The organism is Arthrobacter sp. Soil761, assembly GCF_001428325.1.
Taxonomy (GTDB): domain Bacteria; phylum Actinomycetota; class Actinomycetes; order Actinomycetales; family Micrococcaceae; genus Arthrobacter.
Map to the genome: position 1 here is coordinate 156,745 of NZ_LMSF01000002.1, position 24,205 is coordinate 180,949.

18 protein-coding genes and 1 pseudogene are annotated in these 24,205 nt (G+C 67.9%); 4 read left to right on the forward strand and 15 right to left on the reverse strand.

Annotated elements, in window-relative coordinates:
* Positions 1 to 19: 19 nt before the first annotated feature.
* The 6 genes from ASG79_RS03165 to ASG79_RS03190 form a co-directional block, all read right to left on the reverse strand.
* Entirely contained in the window at positions 20 to 769 is a 750-nt protein-coding gene (locus ASG79_RS03165; RefSeq protein WP_056388380.1) for an HPr family phosphocarrier protein, read from the reverse strand.
* A complete protein-coding gene (dhaL, locus tag ASG79_RS03170) occupies positions 766 to 1,398 on the reverse strand; it encodes a dihydroxyacetone kinase subunit DhaL (protein WP_026266016.1) in 633 nt (210 codons plus the stop codon). The genes ASG79_RS03165 and dhaL overlap by 4 nt, the downstream gene beginning before the upstream one ends.
* Positions 1,399 to 1,400: 2 nt before the next feature.
* The gene (gene dhaK / locus ASG79_RS03175) at positions 1,401 to 2,402 is read right to left on the reverse strand and encodes a dihydroxyacetone kinase subunit DhaK (protein WP_056388382.1); all 1,002 of its coding nucleotides are present in this window, start codon (positions 2,400 to 2,402) and stop codon (positions 1,401 to 1,403) included.
* Between the two features lie 270 nt (positions 2,403 to 2,672).
* Entirely contained in the window at positions 2,673 to 3,182 is a 510-nt protein-coding gene (locus ASG79_RS03180; RefSeq protein ID WP_018770958.1) for an amino-acid N-acetyltransferase, read from the reverse strand.
* Positions 3,183 to 3,351: 169 nt separating this feature from the next.
* Positions 3,352 to 5,475: a prolyl oligopeptidase family serine peptidase gene (locus ASG79_RS03185; RefSeq protein WP_056388384.1), complete on the reverse strand. Its 2,124-nt coding sequence runs from the start codon at positions 5,473 to 5,475 to the stop codon at positions 3,352 to 3,354.
* A gap of 370 nt (positions 5,476 to 5,845) precedes the next feature.
* The gene (locus ASG79_RS03190) at positions 5,846 to 8,338 is read right to left on the reverse strand and encodes an ATP-dependent Clp protease ATP-binding subunit (protein WP_026266017.1); all 2,493 of its coding nucleotides are present in this window, start codon (positions 8,336 to 8,338) and stop codon (positions 5,846 to 5,848) included.
* 272 nt (positions 8,339 to 8,610) lie between these two features.
* On the opposite strand from ASG79_RS03190, the gene ASG79_RS03195 reads away from it, so the two are divergent.
* Positions 8,611 to 9,303, forward strand: a complete 693-nt coding sequence (locus ASG79_RS03195; RefSeq protein ID WP_235509716.1) for a hypothetical protein — start codon at positions 8,611 to 8,613, stop codon at positions 9,301 to 9,303.
* 17 nt (positions 9,304 to 9,320) lie between these two features.
* Here ASG79_RS03195 and ASG79_RS03200 read toward each other — a convergent pair whose 3' ends face one another.
* The 3 genes from ASG79_RS03200 to lysS form a co-directional block, all read right to left on the reverse strand.
* Positions 9,321 to 9,653: a histone-like nucleoid-structuring protein Lsr2 gene (locus ASG79_RS03200; RefSeq protein ID WP_018770962.1), complete on the reverse strand. Its 333-nt coding sequence runs from the start codon at positions 9,651 to 9,653 to the stop codon at positions 9,321 to 9,323.
* A 128-nt stretch (positions 9,654 to 9,781) separates the two neighbouring features.
* On the reverse strand, positions 9,782 to 9,958 hold the full coding sequence (locus ASG79_RS23795; protein WP_018770963.1) for a hypothetical protein: 177 nt from the start codon (positions 9,956 to 9,958) through the stop codon (positions 9,782 to 9,784).
* Positions 9,959 to 9,960: 2 nt separating this feature from the next.
* Positions 9,961 to 11,499, reverse strand: a complete 1,539-nt coding sequence (lysS, locus tag ASG79_RS03205) for a lysine--tRNA ligase (RefSeq protein WP_056388386.1) — start codon at positions 11,497 to 11,499, stop codon at positions 9,961 to 9,963.
* 68 nt (positions 11,500 to 11,567) lie between these two features.
* Here lysS and ASG79_RS24370 point away from each other — a divergent pair.
* Positions 11,568 to 12,136, forward strand: a pseudogene (locus ASG79_RS24370) (hypothetical protein).
* Here ASG79_RS24370 and atzF read toward each other — a convergent pair.
* The 5 genes from atzF to ASG79_RS03235 form a co-directional block, all read right to left on the reverse strand.
* A complete protein-coding gene (atzF, locus tag ASG79_RS03215; RefSeq protein ID WP_056388387.1) occupies positions 12,114 to 13,961 on the reverse strand; it encodes an allophanate hydrolase in 1,848 nt (615 codons plus the stop codon). The pseudogene ASG79_RS24370 and the gene atzF sit on opposite strands and share 23 nt — an antisense overlap.
* A complete protein-coding gene (gene uca / locus ASG79_RS03220; RefSeq protein ID WP_056388389.1) occupies positions 13,958 to 17,725 on the reverse strand; it encodes an urea carboxylase in 3,768 nt (1,255 codons plus the stop codon). The genes atzF and uca overlap by 4 nt, the downstream gene beginning before the upstream one ends.
* On the reverse strand, positions 17,722 to 18,399 hold the full coding sequence (locus ASG79_RS03225) for an urea amidolyase associated protein UAAP2 (RefSeq protein ID WP_056388391.1): 678 nt from the start codon (positions 18,397 to 18,399) through the stop codon (positions 17,722 to 17,724). Before ASG79_RS03225 ends, uca begins: the two co-directional genes overlap by 4 nt.
* Positions 18,396 to 19,286, reverse strand: coding sequence for an urea amidolyase associated protein UAAP1 (locus ASG79_RS03230; RefSeq protein ID WP_056388393.1), 891 nt, complete (start codon positions 19,284 to 19,286; stop codon positions 18,396 to 18,398). Before ASG79_RS03230 ends, ASG79_RS03225 begins: the two co-directional genes overlap by 4 nt.
* 65 nt (positions 19,287 to 19,351) lie before the next feature.
* Complete coding sequence (locus ASG79_RS03235; RefSeq protein WP_056388394.1) at positions 19,352 to 20,854, reverse strand: amino acid permease; 1,503 nt, start codon at positions 20,852 to 20,854, stop codon at positions 19,352 to 19,354.
* Between the two features lie 229 nt (positions 20,855 to 21,083).
* On the opposite strand from ASG79_RS03235, the gene ASG79_RS03240 reads away from it, so the two are divergent.
* A complete protein-coding gene (locus ASG79_RS03240) occupies positions 21,084 to 21,755 on the forward strand; it encodes a TetR/AcrR family transcriptional regulator (RefSeq protein ID WP_056388396.1) in 672 nt (223 codons plus the stop codon).
* Positions 21,756 to 21,813: 58 nt separating this feature from the next.
* On the forward strand, positions 21,814 to 22,650 hold the full coding sequence (locus tag ASG79_RS03245) for an alpha/beta fold hydrolase (protein ID WP_018770971.1): 837 nt from the start codon (positions 21,814 to 21,816) through the stop codon (positions 22,648 to 22,650).
* A gap of 11 nt (positions 22,651 to 22,661) precedes the next feature.
* Here the strand turns inward: ASG79_RS03245 and ASG79_RS03250 are convergent, their stop codons facing one another.
* Positions 22,662 to 24,164: an MDR family MFS transporter gene (locus tag ASG79_RS03250; protein ID WP_056388398.1), complete on the reverse strand. Its 1,503-nt coding sequence runs from the start codon at positions 24,162 to 24,164 to the stop codon at positions 22,662 to 22,664.
* Between the last annotated feature and the right edge of the window lie 41 nt (positions 24,165 to 24,205).

Below are 24,205 nucleotides of genomic sequence, written 5' to 3' on the forward strand. Positions count from 1 at the left end.
CAGGAACCCGCCATCGGGCTTAGGGCTCGCCGAAGCCGGCCTGCACCAGGCCGCCGACGTACTCCACTGCCCGTTCCGCATCCGTCCCCCACGCTTCCACGTGCAGCACGGTGCCCTTGCCGGCGCCGAGGGTCATCAACCCCGTCATGGACGCGCCATCCACCCCGTTGATCGTGACCTCGGCATCCAGCGAGGCCAGGCCCCCTGCCACTTTCGCGGCCGGCCGGGCGTGCATCCCGGCCTGGTTCACAAGTTCAAAGTCGCCGGTGAAATCCGGTGCGGCGCTGCTGACAGGTCCCTGCCCCGCTCCCCCGGCCCGTGCGGGTTCGGGCCGGCGGGCCGGACCGCCTGCCGCTTCAGCCGCCGCCCGGACCGCCTGCACATCTGCTCCGCCCTGGGCGGCAACCGCAGCGGCCACCAGCCCTTCCACCAGCGGCGCGTCGGCGAGCAGGACGCCGGCGGCATCCTCCAGGAACTCCAGCGCCGCTTCGGCCGTCATCACCGCCGATCCAAGGTCCGTCAGGATTACCGTGCCGTTCCCGCCGGGCTGCACTCCGGGCTGTTCCGCGCCGGCCTCTTGTGCATTGCGCTGTTTATCGCCGGCCTGTTCAAGGGCTGCCAGCACCTTCTCCAGGCTGGTGCCGATCCTGCCGTCGTCGGTGCCGCCGGCGGGCAGGATCACCACGTCAGGAGCCATCTGGGCGGCAAGCTCCACGGCGCCGTCGGCGATCTTTTCGCTGTGGGACACCACCACGATGCTTACGGTCACGCAGCCGCCCCAACGGCCGCACGCAGGATCAGCGCACTGGACACAGCGCCGGGGTCCCGGTGGCCGGCGCTGCGTTCGCCAAGGTAGCTGGCCCGGCCTTTCCTTGCGATGAGGGGATCGGTGGCCACTGCCCCGGCCTCGGCGGCTTCCGCGGCTGCCACCAGGACGCCAAGGACGTCCGTGCCGTCGCCGTCAGCCGCGGCCCGGGCCGCATCAACTGCCGGCGTCCACGCATCCACCATGGTCTTGTCGCCGCTCTCCGCCTTCCCGCGCGCCACGATCCCGTCCCGGGCAGCCTCCAGGGCAGAGGCCAGCCCTGCCGGATCAATCTCGGGCGCGTCGCCGAAGGCGGTGGCGGCGCGAAGGAACGCGGTGCCGTAGAGGGGACCGGCAGCTCCGCCCACCTTGGACATCAGGGTCATGGCCGTCATCTTCAACGCCGCCCCGGGCGTCTCCGGCGTGGATTCGCCCAGCTTGGCCAGGACGGCCTGGAAGCCGCGGTCCATGTTCTCGCCGTGGTCCGAGTCCCCGATGGCACGGTCCAGTTCGATCAGTTCAACGCGGTGTTCAGCCATGGCCTGCGCGCACAGGGTCAGCCATTTCACGGCCCAGTTGGCGTCCAGGACCACGGTCACACGCCCCAGCGAAGGGCGGCGGTGTGCACGGGTGCATCCCACAGTTCCGTGAGCTCGTCGTCCAGCCGGAGGACCGAAACGGAGCAGCCCTGCATCTCCAGGGCCGTGATGTAGTTGCCCACCAGCGACCGTTCCACCGTGGCACCTGCTTCGGCGAGCACCTGCACGGCCCGCCGGTACACGATGTACAGTTCGCTCAGCGGTGTGCCGCCCATGCCGTTGACGAACAGCAGCACCCTGTCCCCCGAACTGATCTTCAAATCAGCCAGGACCGGTTCCAGCAGGCGGTTGGTGATGCTGTCCGCGTTTTCCATGGGGATGCGGTGCCTGCCCGGCTCGCCGTGGATGCCAATGCCGATCTCGATCTCATCCTCTGCGAGGTCGAAACTGGGCGTGCCCGCGTGGGGCACGGTGCACGCGGACAGGGCCACGCCCATGGTCCTGACATTGGCGTTGACCCGTTCGCCGATGGCAGCGACGGCGTCCAGGTCGTCCCCGCGCTCGGCGGCGGCTCCTGCGATCTTCTCCACCAGCACTGTGCCGCCCACCCCGCGGCGGCCGGCCGTGTACAGGGAGTCCTCCACGGCGACGTCGTCATTGACCAGGACGGTGCGGACGCTCACGCCCTCCGCCTCGGCCAGTTCGGCCGCCGTCTCAAAATTCAGGACGTCGCCGGTGTAGTTCTTGACGATGTGCACGACGCCGGCACCTGAGTCGACTGCCAGGGTGGCGGGAAGGATCTGGTCCGGCGTGGGTGAGGTGAACACCGCCCCCGGCACCGCGGCGTCGAGCATTCCCTTCCCCACGTAGCCGGCATGCAGCGGCTCGTGGCCGCTTCCGCCGCCGGAAACCAGCCCCACCTTGCCGGCCACCGGCGCGTCCTTGCGCGTGATGTAGATGGGGTCTTCGCTGACCGTCACCAGTCCGGCGTACGCCATGCCGAAGCCCTGGACAGCTTCCTGGACAACGGATTTTGGATCGTTGATGAGTTTCTTCACGGCGTTGCTCCTGGCTGTGCTCCTGAAGGGTGTGTTTTCCGACCCTACTACCGTCATCGCAGGTGGCGGTAGGTTCTTCCTGCCCGGGTTTGCCGCCCGCTTCCCGGAACCGCCGGCCCGGGACGCAGCAAAGGGACAGCCCCCAATGACTGTCCCTTTCCTGAGGCCCCCCACATACCGGCCTGCAGTAGTTTATCCATCAATTCGAGTAAAGCCAATACGGCAGTCCCCCGTGCTCCCGCGGTTGGCTTTGAAGGGTGCGGAACAGCGTTAGAGGGTGCGGATCATCCGGGTGTTGCCCAGGGTGTTGGGCTTGACCCGGGCCAGGTCCAGGAACTCCGCCACGCCTTCGTCATGGGAGCGCAGCAGCTCGGAGTACACTTCCGGGTCCACCGCCGACTGGTCCGCCATCACTTCGAAGCCGTGGCGCTTGAAGAAGTCCACTTCGAAGGTGAGGCAGAAGACCCGGGAGACACCAAGGGCACGGGCCTCCTCCAGCAGGCTTTCCACCAGGACGTGCCCCACCCCTTTGCCGCGCCATTCGCCCGAAGCCGCGAGGGTGCGGATTTCCGCAAGGTCCTCCCACATCACGTGCAGGGCGCCGCAGCCGATCATTTCGCCGTCGCTGGACTCGGCAATGCGGAACTCCTGGAGGCTCTCGTAGTACGCCACCGTCTCCTTTGCCATCAGGATGCGCTCCTCTGCCAGGGGCGCCACCAGCTTCTTGATGGCAGGGACGTCGCTGGTGCGTGCTGGGCGGATGTGGAAGGAGTCGGTCACAGAGCTATCCTACGAGGCGAAGGAGGCTGGGACATTTGCGTAGCTCGCATCAAAGCTGGGCCCACGCTGGTGAGGGTCCCCGGCCGAGCTTGCGAGGCAGGGGGCCAGCGGGGAGGAACGAGCAGCAAGCGGCAAATGCCCCAGCCTCCGAGCCGGAGTATCCAACAGCTTAGAGGCCGAGTTCTGCCGGCAGTTCGATGTCCTTGCCCAGGACGTTCCGTGCCAGGAACCACTCCACCACCTGGTACCAGACCTTGGCGTGCTGCGGCTGGAGGACCCAGTGGTTTTCGTCCGGGAAGTACAGGAACCGGTGCGGGGTCTGCCCGTCCTGGTCCGCCGCGAGCCGGGACTTGGACAGCAGCTCGTACCAAAGCCGCAGGCCCTCGCCGATGGGCACCCTGTAGTCCTTGTCCCCATGGATCACCAGCATGGGCGTGCCGATGTTCTCCGCATGCAGGTGCGGCGAGTTCTCGAGTGCCATCTCCTCGGTCATTTCCTTCAGCCAGTACTGGGAGGCGTCCGTGGTGGGCCCGAACTGGTCCAGGGCCCACAGGCTGGCATGGGTGACAACTGCCTTGAACCGGTCCGTGTTGCCTGCAACCCAGTTGGCCATGTACCCGCCAAAGGAGCCGCCCATCGCCGCGGTCCGGGACTCATCGACATCGGGCCGTTCCACCGCCGCATCGGTCACGGCCATCAGGTCGGTGAAGGGCGCCTTCCCCCATGAGCCCCAGCCCCGCTGGATGTACGACTGCCCGTATCCCGTGGACAAAGCGGGATCCGGCAGCAGCACCGCATATCCCCGGGCAGCCAGAAGCCACGGGTTCCAGCGCCACGTCCAGGCGTTCCAGGATCCCAGCGGACCGCCGTGGATCCACAGGAGCAGCGGCGCCGGCTCACTTGCGGAGGCGCCCTCCGGCAGGGCCAGGTAGGCAGGCACCCGGGACCCATCGGCCGCGGTGGCCGCGATGCGTTCCAGCCGCCCCGGGAGGCTGGGACGTTCCGCAGGAGCCGGGAGGCGGGTTGTTTCCCCTGTGGCCAGGTCGATCCGGACGGCTTCGGCCGGAAATTCGTAGGAGCTGCGCAGGGCATACGCGCTCCGCCCCTCTGGAGAAATGACGACGTCGGAATATGCCGCGGCGTCCTGCGTCACCCGGGTGACGCCAACCTCAGCGGCAGCCGACGGAATGCTGACCCGGAAAACCGGCGACGCGCCGTCGTCGTCCGCTGTGACCAGGAGGGCAGAGCCATCGGGGAGCCACGCTGCAGGCTTGGGCCAACGGTCCCAGTCGTGGGCCAGGGGCTGCAGGCCCGCGGCGTTCCCGGCGGCCCCGCCGGAGACGTCCAGGAGGTGCATCTTGATGTCGGGGGCCTGCTGCGGGGTGGAGTCGCTTTCGCTGACCACCACCAGGGTCCGGCCGTCAGGGCTGACCGGACCCGGGAAGTAGCTCATTCCCTCCTGGTCCAACAGCACCTTGAGCCCGCCGGATGCCACATCCACCGCCACCAGGACGGACCTGCTGTCCGCCTTGGCCAGTGGTTTGGTGTAACTGCTGTAGATGGTCTTGCCGTCAGGGCTGACCACGGTCTCCGCTTCCCGCAGCCGGGGCCCGGCGTCCGGCGTCAGGTTACGCAGGACCAGCGGGGCGGTGGCGTCAACCGTTGCCGGTTTGCCCGGCGCCTTGTCCTCCCCCGCTTCCACCGCAAAGATCCGCGGCTGGCCCGGCCCCAGGTCCGCGTCCCAGTAGCGGACCGGATATTCAGAGTGCAGGATGGCAGAGACTTTCCGGTCCTTGCGCGTCTTGCGCCGGTCGGCGTCGTCTTCCTCGTCCATGGACCCTGCAAGGACCTCGGCCGTCACGAACGCCGCGTCCGCGCCCCTGGCCGTCAGCACTTTGCTGATGCCGCCGGGCCGGCTGAGGGCCACCCTGGCTTCCCCGCCGTCCGCCGGAAGCACCCACAGGGCGTTCACCGGTTCCTCGTCGGGGCTGTCCGGGTCGGGACGCGCGGACGTGAAGTAGACGTCGCCGTTGGCCGAGAAAGCGGCACCGGCTTCGCCCTTGGCACTGCGTGTAATTCGCCGCGCATGCTTCTGCCCGGCCGGGTCCAGCTCCCACAGTGCAGTGGCGAACTCGGTGCCTTTGCCGTTCAGGGTGCTGACGGTGGTGACCAGCCGCGAGCCGTCCGGGCTCAGGGCCAGGCCGCTTACCCGCGGGATGGACAGGTAGTGGTCGAGGTCGTGGAAAGGGGTCAGTGGTTGCTCATCCGGGATCGCCGGTTCCAAGTTAGCCATGCCCCCGATTCAACACGTTTTGTGTCCGCCATCACAGTCGACACACGGCACCCGGCTACGCGTGGGTGCTTCTCCGCGGCTGGGTCCGGCACCGGCCATCAGAGATTTCCCGGCGCCTGCTCCTTCGTCGCTTTGACGGCGCCTACATAAATCCCCGATGCCCGGCACCTCGTGCGCAGCATCGCAAACCCCCTGGAGGCACCGAGCGAGGGCACCGGGGTCATTTGTGTAGCTTGCGTCAAAGCGACGAAGGAGCAGCAAGCGGCAAATGGCGCCGGTGCCGGAGCGGAGGCAACCAGTGACGGGGTGGAGAGGGCAAAGCAAAAGCCCCGCCGCTCCTTGCGGAGTGGCGGGGCTTTGGCTGTGGAGACTAGACGCTCGGGGCGATCTCCGGGATGCGCGGCTTAGCGTTGCCGGCGAAGGTGAACTTCGCGTCGTCGCCTTCGCCTTCGACATCCACCACGACGATGTCGCCGGGGTGGATCTCGCCGAAGAGGATCTTCTCGGAGAGCTGGTCCTCGATCTCGCGCTGGATGGTGCGGCGCAGCGGCCGGGCACCCATGGCGGGATCGTAGCCGCGGGTTGCGAGGAGCACCTTTGCGGCCTTGGTGAGCTCGATGCCCATGTCCTTGTCCTTGAGGCGCTTCTCCAGGCGGGTGACGAACAGGTCCACGATCTCGATGATCTCGTCCTGGGTCAGCTGCGGGAACACCACGACGTCGTCAACACGGTTCAGGAACTCGGGACGGAAGTGCTGCTTGAGCTCCTCCGTCACACGGGCACGCATGCGGTTGTAGCCGGTCTGCGTGTCGGTGCCGGACTGGAAGCCGGTGGCAACGCTCTTGGAGATGTCCCGGGTACCCAGGTTGGTGGTCATGATGATCACGGTGTTCTTGAAGTCCACCACGCGGCCCTGGGAGTCGGTGAGGCGGCCGTCTTCCAGGATCTGCAGCAGCGAGTTGAAGAGGTCCGCGTGGGCCTTTTCCACTTCGTCGAACAGCACCACGGAGAACGGACGGCGGCGGACCTTCTCGGTCAGCTGGCCACCCTCTTCGTAGCCGACGTAGCCCGGAGGGGCACCGAAGAGCCGCGAGACGGTGTGCTTCTCGGAGTACTCGGACATGTCCAGGGTGATGAGGGCGTCCTCTTCACCGAACAGGAACTCCGCGAGTGCCTTTGCGAGCTCGGTCTTGCCGACGCCGGTGGGGCCGGCGAAGATGAACGAGCCACCGGGGCGCTTGGGGTCCTTGAGCCCTGCACGGGTACGGCGGATGGCCTGGGACAGTGCCTTGATGGCCTCGTCCTGGCCCACCACGCGCTTGTGCAGTTCGTCTTCCATCTTGAGCAGCCGCGAGGACTCTTCCTCGGTCAGCTTGAAGACGGGGATGCCGGTGGAGTTGGCCAGCACCTCGGCGATGAGATCCTCATCCACCTCGGAGATGTCGTCCATGCCGCCGGACTTCCAGTGGCGTTCCTTCTCCGCGCGCTCGGAAATCATCTTCTGTTCCTTGTCGCGGAGCGAAGCGGCGCCTTCGAAGTCCTGCGCGTCGATGGCGGATTCCTTCTCCATCTTCAGCTTGGCGATGCGCTCGTCCATGGCCTTGAGCTCCGGCGGAGCGGTCATGCGGCGGATGCGCAGCCGGGCGCCGGCTTCGTCGATCAGGTCGATCGCCTTGTCCGGCAGGAAGCGGTCCGAGATGTAGCGCTCGGCAAGGCTTGCAGCGGAGGCCAGGGCGCCGTCGGTGATGGTGACCCGGTGGTGCGCCTCGTAGCGGTCGCGCAGGCCCTTGAGGATCTCAATGGCGTGCGCCACGGAGGGTTCCTTGACCTGGATCGGCTGGAAGCGGCGCTCCAGGGCGGCATCCTTCTCGATGTGCTTGCGGTACTCATCCAGAGTGGTGGCGCCGATGGTCTGCAGCTCGCCGCGGGCCAGCATGGGCTTCAGGATCGAGGCTGCGTCGATGGCGCCTTCGGCGGCACCGGCACCCACCAGCGTGTGGATCTCATCGATGAACAGGATGATGTCGCCGCGCGTGCGGATCTCCTTGAGGACCTTCTTGAGGCGCTCTTCAAAGTCACCGCGGTAACGGGAACCTGCCACCAGGGAACCGAGGTCCAGGGTGTACAGCTGCTTGTCCCGGATGGTCTCCGGAACGTCGCCGCGGACAATCGCCTGGGCCAGGCCTTCGACGACGGCCGTCTTGCCGACGCCGGGCTCGCCGATGAGGACCGGGTTGTTCTTGGTGCGGCGGGAAAGGACCTGCATGACGCGTTCCATTTCCTGCTCGCGGCCGATGACGGGGTCCAGCTTGTTCTCGCGCGCAGCCTGGGTCAGGTTGCGGCCGAACTGGTCCAGGACCACGGAACCGGCGGGTGCGCCTTCGGGCTGTCCGCCGCCGACGCCTGCGCCGGTGGTTTCCTTGCCCTGGTAGCCGGAGAGGAGCTGGATGACCTGCTGGCGGACCCGGTTGAGGTCGGCGCCGAGCTTGACCAGCACCTGGGCGGCGACGCCTTCACCCTCGCGGATCAGGCCAAGCAGGATGTGCTCCGTGCCGATGTAGTTGTGGCCCAGCTGCAGGGCTTCGCGCAGCGAGAGCTCCAGCACCTTCTTGGCGCGGGGGGTGAAGGGGATGTGGCCGGAGGGGGCCTGCTGGCCCTGCCCGATGATCTCCTGCACCTGCTCGCGCACGCCGTCGAGCGAAATGCTCAAGGACTCAAGAGCTTTGGCGGCAACGCCCTCACCCTCATGGATCAGACCCAAGAGGATGTGTTCGGTACCGATGTAATTGTGGTTCAGCATGCGTGCCTCTTCTTGGGCAAGCACAACTACGCGACGGGCACGGTCCGTAAATCGCTCAAACATTTCGCCACACTCCTAGCTACGACGTACTTTGATGCTACGTGGCCGGTCCGAAGTTGTGGAGCGTGTTCGCCACAGGGGAAACATGGGACTTCCGGGAATATTGCCGCGCCCCCTTCCACGGACTTCGGCCGCCGGGCAGCAGCGGGCAAAGGAACCCTCCAAGAAGCCCTTGTCCCGCGCCGGGTGATGGGCCATTCTTGGCCCTAACGGCGGCCTTGGCCGCTCCAGCGGGAGCAACATGGGCAGCGTGAATCAGCGGGGAGGGCGGGAACATGTCGCAGGTGGACCTGGAACGCGTCAGGCGCCCGGCGGGGGTTGCCCTCGCGGCCGGCGCGGTTTGGCTGGCCGGCATCAGCCCGGTGCCGGGGGTCTACCTGGAGCCCGACGCTGCGCGGCGGCTGGACATGCTCCGGAAGGGGCAGCGCTGGTGGGTTGCGGGACAGCATGTGGCGGCGGCGGGGACGGCTGCCATGCCCGCGGCGTTTGCCCGGCTGGCCCTGGCCCTCCCGCCCGGAAGGAGCAGGGCACTCGCCGGCACAGCCGCCGTCGCACTTGCCGCCGGGGCGCCGTTATTTGTGTCCGAACTTGCAATGCGTGCCTCGGACCTGGAGCGTTTCGCGGCGCGCCGCTTCCCGGCGTGGCCGTTTCACGCCTATGCGTGGCTGCATGTGCTCGCGCTCGGGTCCCTGTCCGGCACCCTGGCAACCTTGCCGCACCGGAAAAGGAGGCGGCAGCGCTGGCCCTCGCCAGTGCCGGGTGTGGAGTGGTACTGGCGAAAACAGGCGATATTCCGCCTTTCGTGTTCTATGTCGCCGAGCAGTTTGCTGCCGGCAGCCTGCTGCGCCGTGAATCGCACAGCGGTGAATCCCCGGCTGCGGCGCGGGAGTAATTACGCCCGTACCGCTAAATACCTGCACCCAGCCAAAAAGCCCTGCCTCCCGAAGGTGGGAAGCAGGGCTTTTTAGTCAGGCCACGCGCGTACCTAGGAATTTGCCTTTTGGTAGGCTTCCTGGATTTCAGCCTGAATTCGGCCGCGGCTGTTAACGGTGTAGCCGTTATCCCGGGCCCATTGCCGGATTTGTGCCGAATCGTGGCTGCGGCCACCGGCCGGAGCCTTCGCCCGCTGGGCGGTGCGGCCTCCGGAAGCCTTGCGTGCAGCGTTGATGAACCTCTCCAGTGAAGACCGAAGTTCAGCGGCATTGGCTGCCGACAGGTCAATCTCATAGTTGACCCCATCGAGGCCGAACTTAACATTCTCGTCTGCGGATCCCCCATCCAGATCATCAACGAGGATGATGTTTACTTTCTGTGCCATTAAAGGTCTTCCTCTTGGGTTTTCAGAAAAGCAGGATGTTTCCCAAAAAAATTATGACTCTTATCTTGGCAACGCGTCAAAGCGCCTATTGGTTCCTTGGGGATAAAACCGGAAAGAAGGGGGTTTATCTATTTGGATTCGGGGCCCGGGCGGTCCGTAGGCTGCACCGGCAGGGAATCCGCCTCGGCCTGCGCACGGGCCTCCGCCTGGCGCTCGGCCTTGTCCGCGTTGAAGATTGCCTTCATGGCGAACCAGAACAGCAGGCCCACCACCAGGGAGGGCAGGATAACCGCTACGTATTCCATGATCAGTGCCCTTCGGGCTTCAGCAGGGGGAACAGGATGGTTTCGCGGATGCCGGCGCCTGTGAAGAGCATGACCAGCCGGTCGATGCCCAGGCCGATGCCGCCCATGGGAGGGGCGCCGTATTCCAGGGCGCGCAGGAAGTCTTCGTCCAGCTGCATTGCCTCCACGTCACCGGCGGCTGCGTGCAGGGACTGCTCGGTGAGCCGTTCGCGCTGGATGACGGGGTCGATCAGCTCGGAGAAGGCGGTGCCGCGCTCCATGCCGCCGATGATCAGGTCCCAGGCCTCGATCAGCCGGCCGTCCTCGCGGTGCGGTCGGGCCAGCGGCTGGGCGGAGGGCGGGTAGTCGTAGACGAAGGTGGGGTTCAGCAGGGTGGGCTCCACGATTTCGCCGAAGAGTTCCACCGCCAGCTTTTCGGCGTCCCACTTGGGGTCCGCCTTGACGTCGTGCTTTTCCGCGATCTCCCGAAGCACCTCAACGGGCGTCTCCGGCGTGATCTCCTGCCCCACGGCGTCGGAAAGTCCGGGGTAGACGGCCAGCCAGGCCCACTCGCCGTCGAGGTTGATCTCCCCCGCCTCGGTCTGAAGGACGCGTCCGGCACCCACGGCGTCGGCGGCGTCGAGGATGATCTCCTTGATCCGCTCTGCCATCACGAACTGGTCCGCCCAGGCCTCGTAGCACTCAAGGGTGGTGAATTCGGGGCTGTGGGTGGAGTCCACGCCCTCGTTGCGGAACACGCGGCCCATGTCATACACGCGGTCGATGCCGCCCACGACGGCGCGCTTGAGGTACAGCTCGGTGGCGATGCGCAGGGTCATCTTCTGGTCGAAGGCGTTCATGTGGGTTTCGAACGGCCGGGCCAGGGCTCCGCCGTGGACCAGGTTCAGGATGGGGGTTTCCACTTCCACGTAGCGGTGCCGGAACAGCGTTTCGCGGATGGAGCGGGTGATGGCGGCACGGGTGTAGACCATTTCGCGGGCTTCGTCGCGGACCATCAGGTCCACGTAGCGCTGGCGGACGCGGGTTTCCTCGTTCAGGTCCGCGTGCAGGACCGGAAGCGGGCGCAGGGCCTTGGAGGCCATGGACCAGGAGTCCGCCATGATGGACAGCTCGCCGCGGCGGGAGGAGATGACTTCGCCCTTGATGAACACGTGGTCGCCGAGGTCAACCAGGGCCTTCCAGTCGGCGAGCGCCTCCTCACCCACGTTGGCCAGGCTCAGCATGGCCTGCAGGCGGGTGGCTTTGCCGTCGGTGCCGCCTTCCTGCAGGGTGGCGAAGCAGAGCTTGCCGGTGTTGCGGATGAAGACAACGCGGCCGGTGACGCCCACGGTGTCGCCGGTGGTGTCGTCGGCTTCGAGGTGGGCGTACTTTTCCCGGATCTCGGCGAGCGAATGCGTCCGCTCCACCCCCACGGGGTACGCCTCCGTGCCGCGCTCAAGAAGTTTGGCGCGCTTTTCCATGCGGATCCGCATCTGCTCGCTGGCATCAACGGGCTCCGGGGCGTTCTTGGGCGAGGGGGTGTTTTGGGAAGTCACAATCATCAAGTTTACCGGGCATTGGGTGCCAGGACTTGCAGCTGGCCCGCAGGCTCACACCCTGGGATGGGCGGGTGAAAGAACGGGTACTTCCAGCGCACGACGGCGGCAGGCTGGCTTTGTACAGCTACGGCACCGAAGACGCGCCCGGGCAAAAGCGGGTGCTTCTGATCGGCGGCGCGTTCCTCACGGCCCTGATCTACCGCCCGTTCTCCATCGCTCTGGCGAAAGGCCTGGGAGAGGGCTGGGCGGAGCGGTGGCGCTGAACGCCGTGCAGGAGTTCACCGGAACCGCAAAGGTCCCGGACAGGCTTGCGGTGTACGACGCAGCGGTGAACATCGACGGCAACATCGACACCGCGTGGCTGGACGGATTCGAGGACGCCGTCAACGGCGGCAAGGTGGGCCACGCCCTGGCGCACATGAAGAAGGCCACCAGCCCGGGCTACAAGGAAACGGCGGAGCGGCTGCACCAGGCAGTTCCAGGCAGCACTTTCCAGCTCTCCCCCAAGTGCTTCCACGGGTCCATTCCGGCGGCCGTCAAGGAGCTTGTGACCGACATCGCGGCGTATTTCACGGGCGGGCATCCGGACGGCGGAACCCGCCCGGATGCTGCCGGCACTATCCCCGCTCGCCGCGGCTGAACCCGGCCAGGGCCGCCTCCCCCAGGTCCCGCCACACGGTCCGCGGCTTCGGTTCCACGCTCCGGTCCGCCAGCCAGTCACCCCAGGCCGTGATGTCCTTCCCGCCCGCAGCGGCAACCGCATCACAGGCGAACCCGACGGCGCTGGAGCCGTCCGAAAGCTCCACGGATCCCAGGAGCATGGGTTCCGGGAGGGCGGCCAGGAACGTCCCCAGGGCCGCAGGGGACAGCAGCCACCGCTCCCCCACCAGTTCCGCGCCGTCATCGGACCGGTAAACGCCCGGCTTTGCCGGCACCGTGTCCAGCGCCACCATGCGGTAGCGTGCGGCGGTCCGGACCGGACCATCCCACGAGGCTCCGAGTTCCTCCAGCTGCGGCGCTAGCGGCTGGCCCTTGCGGTGCGCACCCACCACCACCAGCGGCACGGCCGTTGCGCCCGCTGCCAAAGGCCAGGGCGTGGACGACGACGGGTGGGCGCCGGTGCGGCCAACCTCCGCTGCTGCGCCCGGAGCGAAGAGGGCGGGAGCGTCCGGGGTTAGCTCCAGGCGGCGGGCGATATCGGCCGCCACGGCATCGTCGAAGGTCCGGCCGACCACCGTGAGGCCGAACTGCGCGCCGTCCACTTCCCCGGCAGGGACAGCCACGGCACAGAGGTCGAACAGGTTACAGAAATTGGTGTAGGTGCCCATCAGCGAATTCACGCCTACCGGGTCCGCGGCCACCTCAGCCAGCGTGGGGTGGAAGGGCGCCGTGGGAACCAGGAGGGCATCGAAGCCGGCGATCCGGGCCAGCGCCCTGGTCCGCAGTTCCTCCAGCCGGGCGGTATCGGCAACGTACCGGGAGGCGGAAACGGTACCGGCCGCCCGGATGATGCCCGCCACGGTGGGATCGATGCCCGCCTGGCCGTCAGTGCCGGCGTCGTGCTTTGCCAGGAAGGCCCCCACCGCAGCGTGGCGTTCGGCCACCAGCGCGCCGTCGTACAGCAGCCGTGCTGCCTGCAGGAAGTCGTCGAATTCGATTGCTTCGGCATCCACCCCGCTGGACCGCAGGCGGTCAACCTGCCGCTTGAATTCCGCAGCCCACTCAGGGGGCAATGCGGGCAGGCTGGCGGGATATGCCACGCGGGGACGTGCCGGCGCGGCAAGTCTGATGTCCGCGGGCCAGGACCGGGAGTTGCCGGCCATGGAGCCCATGGCCAGCTCGGCGGTGGACAGGTGCCGGGCAAAGATGGTGACGGCGTCCCAGGACCGGCAGGCGGGCACCACCCCCTCCGTGGAGACGGCGTTCAGTGTTGCCTTGATGCCCACGATGCCCTGCAGCCCGGCGGGGACCCGGCCGGAGCCCGCCGTGTCCGTGCCGATCGCGATGTCCACCAGTCCCAGTGCCACCGCCACCGCGGAGCCGGAGCTGGAACCGCCGGAAATGTACTCCGGCCGGCGCGAATCCCGGACGGCGCCGTAGGGGCTGCGCGTCCCCACCAGCCCGGTGGCGAACTGGTCCAGGTTGGTGGCGCCCAGGACCAGGGCACCGGCGGCGCGGAGGCGGGCCACCGCTTCCGCATCCTTTTCCGGCGTGTAGGCAAAGCCAGGGCAGGCTGCCGTGGTGGGGATGCCCGCCACGTCAACATTGTTCTTGACGGCCAAAAGCAGCCCGGCCAACGGCAGATCCGCGCCACCTGCCACGGCGGCGTCGATCGCTGCAGCCTCCGCCAGGAGGTCCTCGCCGCTGCGGACCGTGATCCAGATTTCAGGCCGGTTTACTGATTCCAGCGCCGCGAGTGCCGCCTTGGCGCGACTGGTGGCACTGCTGTTGGTTGCCGGGCTCATACTGCTGCCTCTTCCAGTTCCTGGGCGTCGTCTGCCGGTTCAAGGCCCAAGTCGGCGCCGAGGACCACTACCGCCTCGCCGGCCACCACCTGGGAGCCGGCGGCCGGCAGGACGCGGAGCACCACGCCCTCGCACGGCGCTTCGAGGACCGTTTCCATCTTCATTGCTTCCAGCGAGACCAGCGGCTGGCCCTTGGCGACACGGTCGCCGGCCTTGACGTCCACCTTCCAGACGCTGGCGGCGAACGGTGCGGAGATGAGCGATCCGCCGTCGGGAACCACCACGTCGTCAACAGCGGGGGCCACGACGGAGGCGAGCGCGTCCGCCCGGTCGAACTCGCCGGCGTCGGCCCAGGCCTGCCGTTCCACCGCGAACGCTGCGCCCTGCTTCTCCCGGAACGCGTCGATGGACTGGCTGTTGTCGGCAAGGAACTGTTCGTGCTCGGCGAGGGAGAACGTGCCCTCCTCGATCTCCACGCCGCGGCCGCGTCCTGCTGCCATGTCCGCGCGCAGGTCCAGGAGTTCCTCGGGGCTGACGGGGTACCAGGAGATGCGGTCGAAGAACCGGAGCAGCCAGGGCGAACCGGGTTCGAACGGGGCCGAACCGGCGTACCGCGACCACACCTGGGTGGTGCGGCCGACGAACTGGTAGCCGCCGGGGCCCTCCATGCCGTAGATGCACATGTAGGCGCCGCCGATGCCTACCGCGTTCTCGGGCGTCCAGGTCCGGGCGGGGTTGTACTTGGTGGTGACCAGGCGGTGGCGGGGGTCCAGCGGGGTGGCCACGGGGGCGCCGAGGTAGACGTCGCCCAGGCCCAGGACCAGGTACTCGGCGTTGAAGACGGTGTCGAAGACGTCGCTGACGGAGTCCAGGCCGTTGATCCGCCGAATGAATTCGATGTTCCACGGGCACCAAGGGGCGTCGTCGCGGACGCCTGCCATGTAGCGTTCGATTGCTTCGCGGGTGGCCGGATCGTCCCAGGACAGCGGCAGCCGGACGGTGCGGCTGGGGACCACCAGTTCTGAGCTGGCGGGCAGGGCGGACTCGATTTCCTGGACCAGGTCCAGCAGCCGCCCGGTGGACAGGACGGACGGGTCCACCTTGATCTGCAGCGACCGGATACCCGGGGTGAGGTCCACGATGCCGGGTACCCGGAGCGCTTCGATGTGCTGGTGCAGGGCGTGGACCCGGGCGCGCAGGCCCAGGTCCAGCACCATCTCGCCGTATTCCACCAGCAGGTTGTCGTCTCCGGAGCGGCGGTACGTGACCGCGGGCCGGTCGGAACCTTCCGGCACCCGGCCCAGCACGCCGTCGTCGCCGTCGCCGCGTACCGTGCGTGCGGGACGGCCGGCTGCCGGGCTCACCGCCGGGAGGTGCGCTGAAAGATTGCCGGACCAGCCGGCGTCGCCCGGGAGCACCAGCTGGCGGCCGGGTCCCAGGTCCCTGGCCGACGGCGCCTGGCTGGCTTTGATGGGCACGAAGCGGACTTTGTCCCCCGGGCGCAGCTGGCCGAGCTTCCAGCGTTCGGCCGTCACCACGGTGACGGGGCAGACGAAACCGCCCAGGCTGGGTCCGTCCGGGCCGAGCAGGATGGGGGTGTCGCCGGTGAAGTCCAGGGCACCCACCGAGTAGGCGGTGTCGTGGATGTTGGAGGGGTGCAGGCCTGCTTCGCCGCCGTCGGTGCGTGCCCAGCGGGGCTTGGGGCCGGTGAGGCGCACGCCGGTGCGGGCGGAGTTGAAGTGGACCTCGTACTCCGCGCCGTACAGTTCCTCGATGTCCTCACGCTGGAAGAATTCCGGGGCGCCGTGCGGGCCCTCGGCCACGGCCAGTTCCCAGGTGGAGGTGAGGGCGGGACGGCTGTCGAGGGGCACCGCTGCCGCGGCGGCTTCCTCGGGTGCGCCGGCGGCAGGCTTGACCGTCCGCAGCACATCGCCCGCGCGCAGGACCCGTCCGGCGTGGCCACCGAACTGGCCAAGGGTGAAGGTGGAGGCGCTGCCCAGGTACTCGGGAATGTCCAGGCCGCCCTGGAACAGGATGTAGCCGCGCAGGCCCTTGCCGGCTGCGGTGCCGGCGTCGAGCGTTCCGCCTGCCGGGACCGTCACGGGCGTCCAGGCGGGCACCTCCGTTCCGTCAACTGTCACAGCCACTTCGGCGCCGGTAACGCAGACGGTGGTGGCGTGGGTGAAGGTCAGGCTGGGGCCGGTCATGGTGAACTCGAGGCCCGGGGCGCCTTCGGGGTTGCCCAGCGCGGTGTTGCCAAGCCGGAATGAGAGATCGTCCATGGGGCCGCTGGGCGGAACGCCGATCTGCCAGAGGCCGGTGCGGCCGGGCCAGTCCTGCACGCTGGTCTGCAGGCCGGGCCGGCCCACGGTGATGCGCGGCTCCGGGTCCCCCACGTTGTCCAGGGTGCTGGTGGAGTGCTGAACGCTGCGCACCACCTCCAGGCCGGTGGCGGCGCGGAGCAGCCCTAAGTTGGTCTCGATGCCGTCAATCCGGGTGTTGCCCAGCGCTGCGGCGAGGAGGTCGAAAGCTTCGGTGCGGTCAGTGCCGGAGGTGATGATCTTGCCCAGGAGGGGGTCGTAGTTGGTGGAAACGTCGGTGCCGGTTTCCACCCAGGCGTCCACGCGTGCTTCTGCCGCCGTGGGGTAGGCGGCGTTGGTGACGGTTCCGGCGCTGGGCTGGAAGCCCCGGGCCGGATCCTCGGCGTAAACGCGGGCCTCCACGGCGTGGCCGGTCACGGGCAGGCTGTCCGGCACGTCCGCAAGGACTGCCTGGGCCTGGCTGCCGCCCTGGGCCAGGCGGAGCATCCATGCCACCAGGTCCACCCCGGTGACGGCTTCGGTGACGGGGTGCTCCACCTGGAGCCGGGCGTTGACTTCCAGGAAGGAGGCTTCCTTGCGGGCGGAGTCGTAGACGAACTCGACGGTGCCGGCGGAGCGGTAGTTAAGGGAGGCGCAGAGGGCCCGGGAGCTGCGGTGCAGTTCTTCCCGCAGTTCGTCCGGAAGGTCGGGTGCGGGTGCCTCTTCGAGGACTTTCTGGTGGCGGCGCTGCAGGGAGCAGTCGCGGTCCCCCAGGCTGACCACGCGGCCTTCGCCATCGCCAAAGATCTGTACCTCGACGTGCCGGGCGTTCTCCACGTACCGCTCGGCGAAAACCCCTGCGGTGCCGAAGCTGGCGCCTGCCAGGCGGGCCACGCGGGGGAAGCTGTCCACAAGCTCGGCCTCGTTGCGGCAGACCGTCATGCCGATCCCGCCGCCACCGCCGGTGGCCTTGAGCATCAGCGGGAAGCCAATCGCGGTGCTGGCCGCAACGGCGTCGTCCACGTCCCCAAGCAGCCCTGAACCGGCGATCATCGGCACCCCGGCTGCCCGGGCGGCGTCGCGCGCTGTGTGCTTGGTGCCGAAGATGCGCAGTTGCTCGGCGGTGGGGCCCACGAAGACCAGTCCCGCCGCTTCCACGGCCTCGGCGAAGGCCGCATCCTCGGAGAGGAAGCCGTAGCCGGGGTGGATGGCGCCGGCGCCGGTTTCCTTTGCCGCCGCCAGGATTGCGTCCACCCGGAGGTAGGATTCCTTGGCCGGCGCAGGCCCCAGCAGTACAGCCTCGTCGGCGAGCCGGACGTGCTTGGCGCCGCGGTCCGCCTCGGAGAAGACGGCAACGGTGCGCAGGCCCAACCTGCGGGCGGACTCAATGATGCGGCACGCGATCTCGCCGCGGTTGGCGATCAACAGTGTGTCGAAGGTGTTCGGCGTGTCAAAGGGGTTCACAGCGCAGCCTCCGGCCGGGTGACGATCATGCGGACGGGGGTGGGGTTGAAGCCGTTGCACGGGTTGTTGATCTGCGGGCAGTTGGAGACCAGGACCAGGGTGTCCACCTCCGCCTTCAGTGCCACGCGCTTTCCCGCGGCGGACAGGCCGTCAACGATGCCCAAGGCGCCGTCCGGGTCCACCGGGACGTTCATGAACCAGTTGATGTTGGACACCAGGTCCCGTTTGCCCAGGCCCCAGCGCGAGCCCTCGATCAGGAAGTTCTCCACGCAGGCGTGCTGTTCGCGGGTGTGCTGGCCGTAGCGGAGGGTATTGGATTCCTGTGAGCAGGCGCCCCCGATGGTGTCGTGCACGCCCACTTCGTCTGCAACGACAGTCATCAGGGCAGCGCCGGTGTCGGCGCGCAGGACCGAACCGGTGGTGAGGACGATGGACTGCTGTGCGGCGATGGTGGCTGCCGCCGAGTAGCGCACGGTGGTGTCCGCCGCGGCGTACAGCAGGCAGTCAACCGCCTGGTTGCCTTCCAGGTCCACGATGGTCAGCACGTCGCCTGCTGCCACCACGGCAGACCAGGGGCCGCGGGCTTCGACGAACTCATCAAGTACAACGGCGCCAGGGGCCAGCGCGGTGGCGGCGGCGTCCGGGATGGGCGTGGTGTCAACGGCAGTGTTCATCGGGCGTTCCTTGCGGCGAGGTCGTGTTCGGTGTTGAGGAGGGCCTGCAGGTGTTCCGGGGCCAATGGTCCGGCCAGGTGGCCGGCCTCCAGTGCTGCCAGGTCCTGCGGCGCGTGCCAGGCGACGATGTCGACGGCCGTCCCCGCAAAGTCAGCGCGCGGGTCCAGGGGGTGGGCGGTGTTGGCCAGTACCAGCACGGTGTCCAGCTGGAGCAGGAGTTCGACGGCGGCACCGGGCCCGGCGCTTCCGGTAAAGGTGATGCTGCCGGCAGGGTCGACGGTGATGCCTTTGAAGAAGGAAATGGACGGCGCCACGTCGCGGGTGCCCAGGCCGTTCTTGAGGGCGCCCAGGGTGAGCAGTTCGCGTGCTGCCGGGGAGGGGCTGTGGGCGGTTCCAGCGCCGTACTTGGCGGTGTTGCCGGCGAGGGTGGTGGCGCCGGTGAGTGCGTCATGCCGGGACGACGTGTCCGCCACGATCGTTGCCATCAGGCGGCCGGCGTCGGACAGCAGCGGGTGCCCGGCGGCGGGGTAGGCCTGCCACGGGACCTTGACGGTGTCGGCGACGTTCAGTCGTTCGTGGGTGGCCCCGGCGCGGTACAGGAGTGCGTGCACGCAGGCGTCGCCTGCCGTGTCGGTGAGCCGGACCCGGGTGCCGCGCGCCAGGGACATGGTGGTGTAGCGGCCAAAGGCGACGGATTCCGCCCATGTGGGGGACGCGGCGTCGGCCCCGTCCACTCCGGGCAGTCCGGCCAGAAGGTGCGCGGGCGCGGACGCTGCCGGTACGTGGCGCATGGTCTCAGCGGTCCTGCCGTGCTGTTCCCGGGCGTGGGCGCGGGCACCGGCCGTGGTGGCCGTCCCGGCGGCTGGCGTTTCGATGGTCTGTGTCATGTCAGTCCTGTAGGTCTTGGAAGCGTGGCTTGCGGAAGCGTGGTTTTTGGGTGCGGGGCCGCGGGTCAGGCCTTGGCGGCCAGGTTCCTGCTTCGGACCCAGATGCCCAGGAGCAGCACCGCGGTGACCATCAGCGGCGCGGACCAGAGAAGGATGCCGTTCTCGCCTGTGGGGTCGTACACCTCGGGCCGGGGCCATGCCAGGTTGACCACCATGACGCCGCCGTAGAGGACGGCGAGGATGTTGACTGGAAGGCCCCAGCGGCCCAGGGAGAAGAGGCCTGCCGGCATGGTCTGCCCCACCCGGTTCCAGTCGCCGCGGAGGCGGTTGACCAGCTGCGGGACGGTGACCAGGAGGTAGGCGAGGTAGACCATCACGATGCAGACGCTGCACAGGGTGGTGAACAGGGCGGCGTTGCCGACGTTGATGGCCAGCACGGCGACTGCAAGGGCGCCGATCACGATGGAGGGCCACATGGGGGTGCCGCGGGTGGGGTGCACGGAGGAGAGCAGGGCCGACGCCGGGAGCTTGCCGTCGCGGGCCATGGAGAAGACCAGGCGGGAACCGGCGGTCTGGATCGCCAGGGTGCAGACGAAGATGGCGATGGCGACATCCACCAGCAGGACCTTGCCCCAGAAGGTGCCCAGGACCGCGGTGAGGACGTAGGGCAGGCCTTCGGTGGCGAGGCGGCCGTCGTCGAGGCTGGGCGCTGCCATGAGGGCGGTGATGATCATCAGCGCCCCGCCGATGCCGGAGATGAGGAGGGCGGAAAGGATGGTCCGGGGTGCGGTGCGGCGCGGGTCCTTGGTTTCCTCGGACAGTTCACCGGCGGAGTTGAAGCCCACCATGACGTAGGCGGCCATCAGCCCCGAGACCAGGAAGGCTCCCACGGCGCCCAGGTCCGATCCCTGCAGCACGGTGGTGTCCGCAACCACGTCGGGTCCGCGCTGGGCGGCACTGACGAGGGCCAGGATGACGGCAGCGACGCCCACGATCTCGCAGGTGACACCCACGGAGTTGACGTGGGCCATCAGCTTCACGCCCAGGGAGTTGATGATGGTGGTGGCGACCAGGAGGACGGCGCCGAGGACCACGGCGTTGGAAGCGCCGGTCACCGTGTTGAGCGCGGAGTCGCCGCCCACCACCTGGAAACCGTCCCAGAGCTGGGGCAGGACCACCTGCAGGGCGATTGCGGCAGCAGCTGCGGTGACCACCTGTGCGATCGCCATGAACCAGCCGGCGAACCAGCCTACGCCTTCCCCGCCCACGCGCCGCGCCCACTGGTAGACGGCACCGGACAAGGGGTAGCGGGCCGCAAGTTCGGCGAAGTTCAGGGCCACGAGCAGCTGGCCCACCAGCACTACGGGCCAGGTCCAGAAGAAGGCCGGCCCGGCGAAGGAGTAGCCGAACGCGAAGAGCTGGAAGATGGTGGTGAGGATGGAAACGAACGAGAAGCCTGCGGCAAACGAAGCGTAGCGGCCGAGCTTCCGGTGGAGGGTGGGCTGGTAGCCAAGGGACGTCAGGTCTGCGTCGTCCTGGTGGACGGTAGGGAGAACGGTTGATGTCATCGGGAATCTCCGGGGCTGGAAAGGGATCTTGGGGGCGAAGCCTCCCGGCACTGCAGCGCTCGGCCGAAGGCTGCGGATTACCGGTCACTTGATAGTTTTCCAGCGGGATGTCCCCAAACAGTTTCGCCTCTGTAAAAGGCGGATAGACATCCTGTTTCCGGCAGATTTCCGTCCCCTCACAACGTCCGGGCGTCATTTCCGCCGCGCCCGGCAATGCAAGAATGGGGCCGTGACTTCAGCCGGACCGGGACGCCCCCGCCACCAGCAGCCCTCGCGGCCAGGTGCCACCGCCCGCGATGAAATCCTGGACGCCGCGGCGGAGCTTTTCACCACCCACGGCTTTGCCAGCACCTCCACCCGGTCCATCGCGGACGCGGTGGGCATCCGGCAGTCGTCCCTGTACCACCACTTCAAGACCAAGGACGACATCCTCGAGGACCTCCTCGAGGGGACGGTGTCCGGTGGGCTGACGTTCGCACGCTCGGTGGCCGCGCTTCCTGCCGACGCACCTGGAACCGAAAGTCCGGCTGGAAGCCGGCTGCACGCCGTCGCGCTTTATGACGGCACCCAACTGTGCAGCGCCCGGTGGAACCTTGGCGTGCTGTACCACCTGCCCGAGGTCCGGAGCACCCGCTTTGCCCGGTTCCTCAACAACCGCCAGGAACTCAGGCGGCTCTACGGGGAACTGGGCGCCGGGTTGTCAGCCTCCCCGCACGGACCCGACGGCGGCGACTTCACCTTCCGCCTGGTCGAATCCCTGATCTACCTCCGCGCGGACGGCGCGGCCAACGCCGAATCGGCACTGCAGGCCGCCGACGCCGGGCTGATCCTGTGCGGGCTCGGGGACCGGCTGCCGGCCATCCGCGCCGCGAGCCAGGCCATCATCGACCGCCTTGCCTGACCTCCGGGCCGCCGGTGGCCGGGATGCCCCGCCCGGCTTGCTCGGCTAGGCTCGGAACATGACGCGAGAGAACATCAGGACCCCCGACGGCGGCACTGTGGAGCTCTTCTCCACCGGCGCTGAGCTTGCTTCTGCCGGTTCGGGCGTGGTGGTTGTGCCGCCTTCCATGGTGACCGCCGCGGATTACACCAAGTTCGCCCAGAAACTGAGCGCCTCCCTGGGCCGGCCCGTACACACCTTCAACCGGCGCGGCCGCGGATCCTCGTCACCGCAGCCCGAGGACTACACGCTGGACGTGGACATCCGGGACCTGGACACGGTCATGAAGCACACCTCCAGCACCGACGTCTTTGGGCACAGTTTCGGCGGCGCCGTCGCACTGCACGCGGCCCGGACCCTTCCGGTGGAGCGGCTGGCCGTCTACGACCCCGCGGTCTCGGTGAACGGCAGCGTCACGGCCGACTGGATCGTGGAGTACGAGCGTGCCATCGCCGCAGGAGACCATGACCGCGCCCTCGCCGTGATCCAGCGCGGGCTGGAAGCCGGCGGCTCCTTCTCATCGCGCATGCCGCTGTCCATGCTGACCCTGGCCAACAAACTGACCGCCGGCACCACCGAGGGCAAGCAGCAGCGCGAGCTGATGCGCACCGGAGTCCGCGAGATCAAAGCCATCATTGCCGCCGACATGCCGGCCGAACCGTTCCAGGCGCTCCCCCTGGAGACGCTGATCGTGGTGGGCGAAAAGAGCCCCGCCTACTTCGGCATCGCCTGCGGCCAGATCCACGACGTGCTTTCCGGCTCCAGCTACACCATCCTGCCCGGGCTGGGCCACGACGGCGCCATCAAGGCCCCGGACAGGCTGATCAAGGAACTGAGCGACTTCTTCGCCGGCTAGCGCGGCCTGGGCTAATGTCCTGCGCCGTGGCCCGCGCCGGCGCCTTCGGTCTTGCGCATCATCGCTGAAAGCACGACGGCGGCAAGGGCTATGACGGTTGCCGTCAGGAAGGCGGCGCTCATCCCGGCGACGAGTCCCGACGTCGCGCTCACAACCGCGAAGATTGACACCAGCAGCGCCGTGCCAGCGGCACCGGCCACCTGCTGGGTGGTGCTCATGATCGCGGAGCCGTGCGAGTAAAGGTGCGGCGGGAGCGGGTTGAGCCCGGTGGTGAAGGCGGGGGTAAACAGCAGCGCGAGGCCGAAACTCAGCCCAACGTGCAAGGTGACGATCCACCACACCGCTGTTCCGGCGTCGAGCATTGAAAACTGCCAGAGGGTCACCACCATCAGGACGGACCCGGTAATGGTGAGCGGCAGCGGACCCACCTTGTCGAACGCCCGGCCGATGACCGGGCCCAGCAGGCCCATGGCCAGGCCGCCGGGGAGCAATGCCAGGCCGGTTTCCAGCGAACCCAGGCCCCGGACCTGCTGGAGGTAGAGCGGCAGCAGGATGACGCCGCCGAACAGGGCCATCATGGCCACCACCATCAACAGGACGGAGACGGTGAACATCCGGAACTTGAAGGCGCGCAGGTCCAGCAGCGGCGCGGCTGCTTTCTGGAGGCGCACCTGGCGGAGGACGAAAACCGTCAGGGCGGCCACGCCGATGACCAGGGCTGCGATGGCGCCGGCACTGGGGCCGGCCTGGCCGCCATGCCCGCCGCCGATCTGGCTGAGCCCGTAGACCAGGCCGCCAAAGGCCGGGACGGTGAGGATGACGGACAGCACATCCAGCCTGGCCTTTTCAGGCTTCCCAACGTTGGTGAGGTATTTGGCCCCGATGGCCAGCGCCGCCAGGGCAACCGGCAGCACGAAGACGAACATGAAGCGCCAGGTGAAATGCTCCAGGATCAGGCCGGACACTGTGGGACCCATTGCGGGTGCCACAGAGATGGCAATGCTCACGTTGCCCATGACGGCGCCGCGCTTGGCCAACGGGACCAGGGTGAGGATGGTGGTCATCAGCAGCGGCAGCATGATGGCGGTGCCGCCGGCCTGGACAATGCGCGCCAGGAGCAGGACCTCGAACCCGGGAGCCACCGCCGCAAGCGCCGTTCCACCCGCGAACAGGCCCATGGCCAGCATGAAGACGGCGCGCGTGGACAGGCTCTGGAGGATGAAGCCGGTAGTGGGGATCACCACCGCCATGGTTAGCATGAACCCCGTGGATAGCCACTGGACCGTGGGAGCGTCCACGCGAAGGTCCACCATGAGCCGCTGCAGGGCGACGTTCATGATGGTCTCGTTGAGGATCACCACGAATGTCGCCACCAGCAGCGTGCTGATGATGGTTACCGATTCACGGGACATCTTCTCCGGCGCTGCGGACTGGGTTCCTTCGCGGGTTTCAGCGCGTATTCCTTCGCCCTGAACGGGCTTGCCGCTGGCGTTCGGAGAGACTTCGGTAGACATGGGTGTTCCCTCAGGGGTTTTTGGAAGTGATGCACGGCCGG

Excerpts from the sequence above, each read along its gene's own strand:
- ASG79_RS03225 (WP_056388391.1), bottom strand. The coding sequence starts at position 18,399 with ATGAACACTGCCGTTGACACCACGCCCATCCCGGACGCCGCCGCCACC.
- ASG79_RS23795 (WP_018770963.1), bottom strand. The coding sequence starts at position 9,958 with ATGGAATACGTAGCGGTTATCCTGCCCTCCCTGGTGGTGGGCCTGCTG.
- lysS (WP_056388386.1), bottom strand. The coding sequence starts at position 11,499 with ATGATTGTGACTTCCCAAAACACCCCCTCGCCCAAGAACGCCCCGGAG.
- ASG79_RS03195 (WP_235509716.1), top strand. The coding sequence starts at position 8,611 with ATGTCGCAGGTGGACCTGGAACGCGTCAGGCGCCCGGCGGGGGTTGCC.
- ASG79_RS03235 (WP_056388394.1), bottom strand. The coding sequence starts at position 20,854 with ATGACATCAACCGTTCTCCCTACCGTCCACCAGGACGACGCAGACCTG.
- ASG79_RS03185 (WP_056388384.1), bottom strand. The coding sequence starts at position 5,475 with ATGGCTAACTTGGAACCGGCGATCCCGGATGAGCAACCACTGACCCCT.
- ASG79_RS03245 (WP_018770971.1), top strand. The coding sequence starts at position 21,814 with ATGACGCGAGAGAACATCAGGACCCCCGACGGCGGCACTGTGGAGCTC.
- atzF (WP_056388387.1), bottom strand. The coding sequence starts at position 13,961 with ATGAGCCCGGCAACCAACAGCAGTGCCACCAGTCGCGCCAAGGCGGCA.
- ASG79_RS03200 (WP_018770962.1), bottom strand. The coding sequence starts at position 9,653 with ATGGCACAGAAAGTAAACATCATCCTCGTTGATGATCTGGATGGGGGA.
- ASG79_RS03250 (WP_056388398.1), bottom strand. The coding sequence starts at position 24,164 with ATGTCTACCGAAGTCTCTCCGAACGCCAGCGGCAAGCCCGTTCAGGGC.
- ASG79_RS03230 (WP_056388393.1), bottom strand. The coding sequence starts at position 19,286 with ATGACACAGACCATCGAAACGCCAGCCGCCGGGACGGCCACCACGGCC.
- ASG79_RS03190 (WP_026266017.1), bottom strand. The coding sequence starts at position 8,338 with ATGTTTGAGCGATTTACGGACCGTGCCCGTCGCGTAGTTGTGCTTGCC.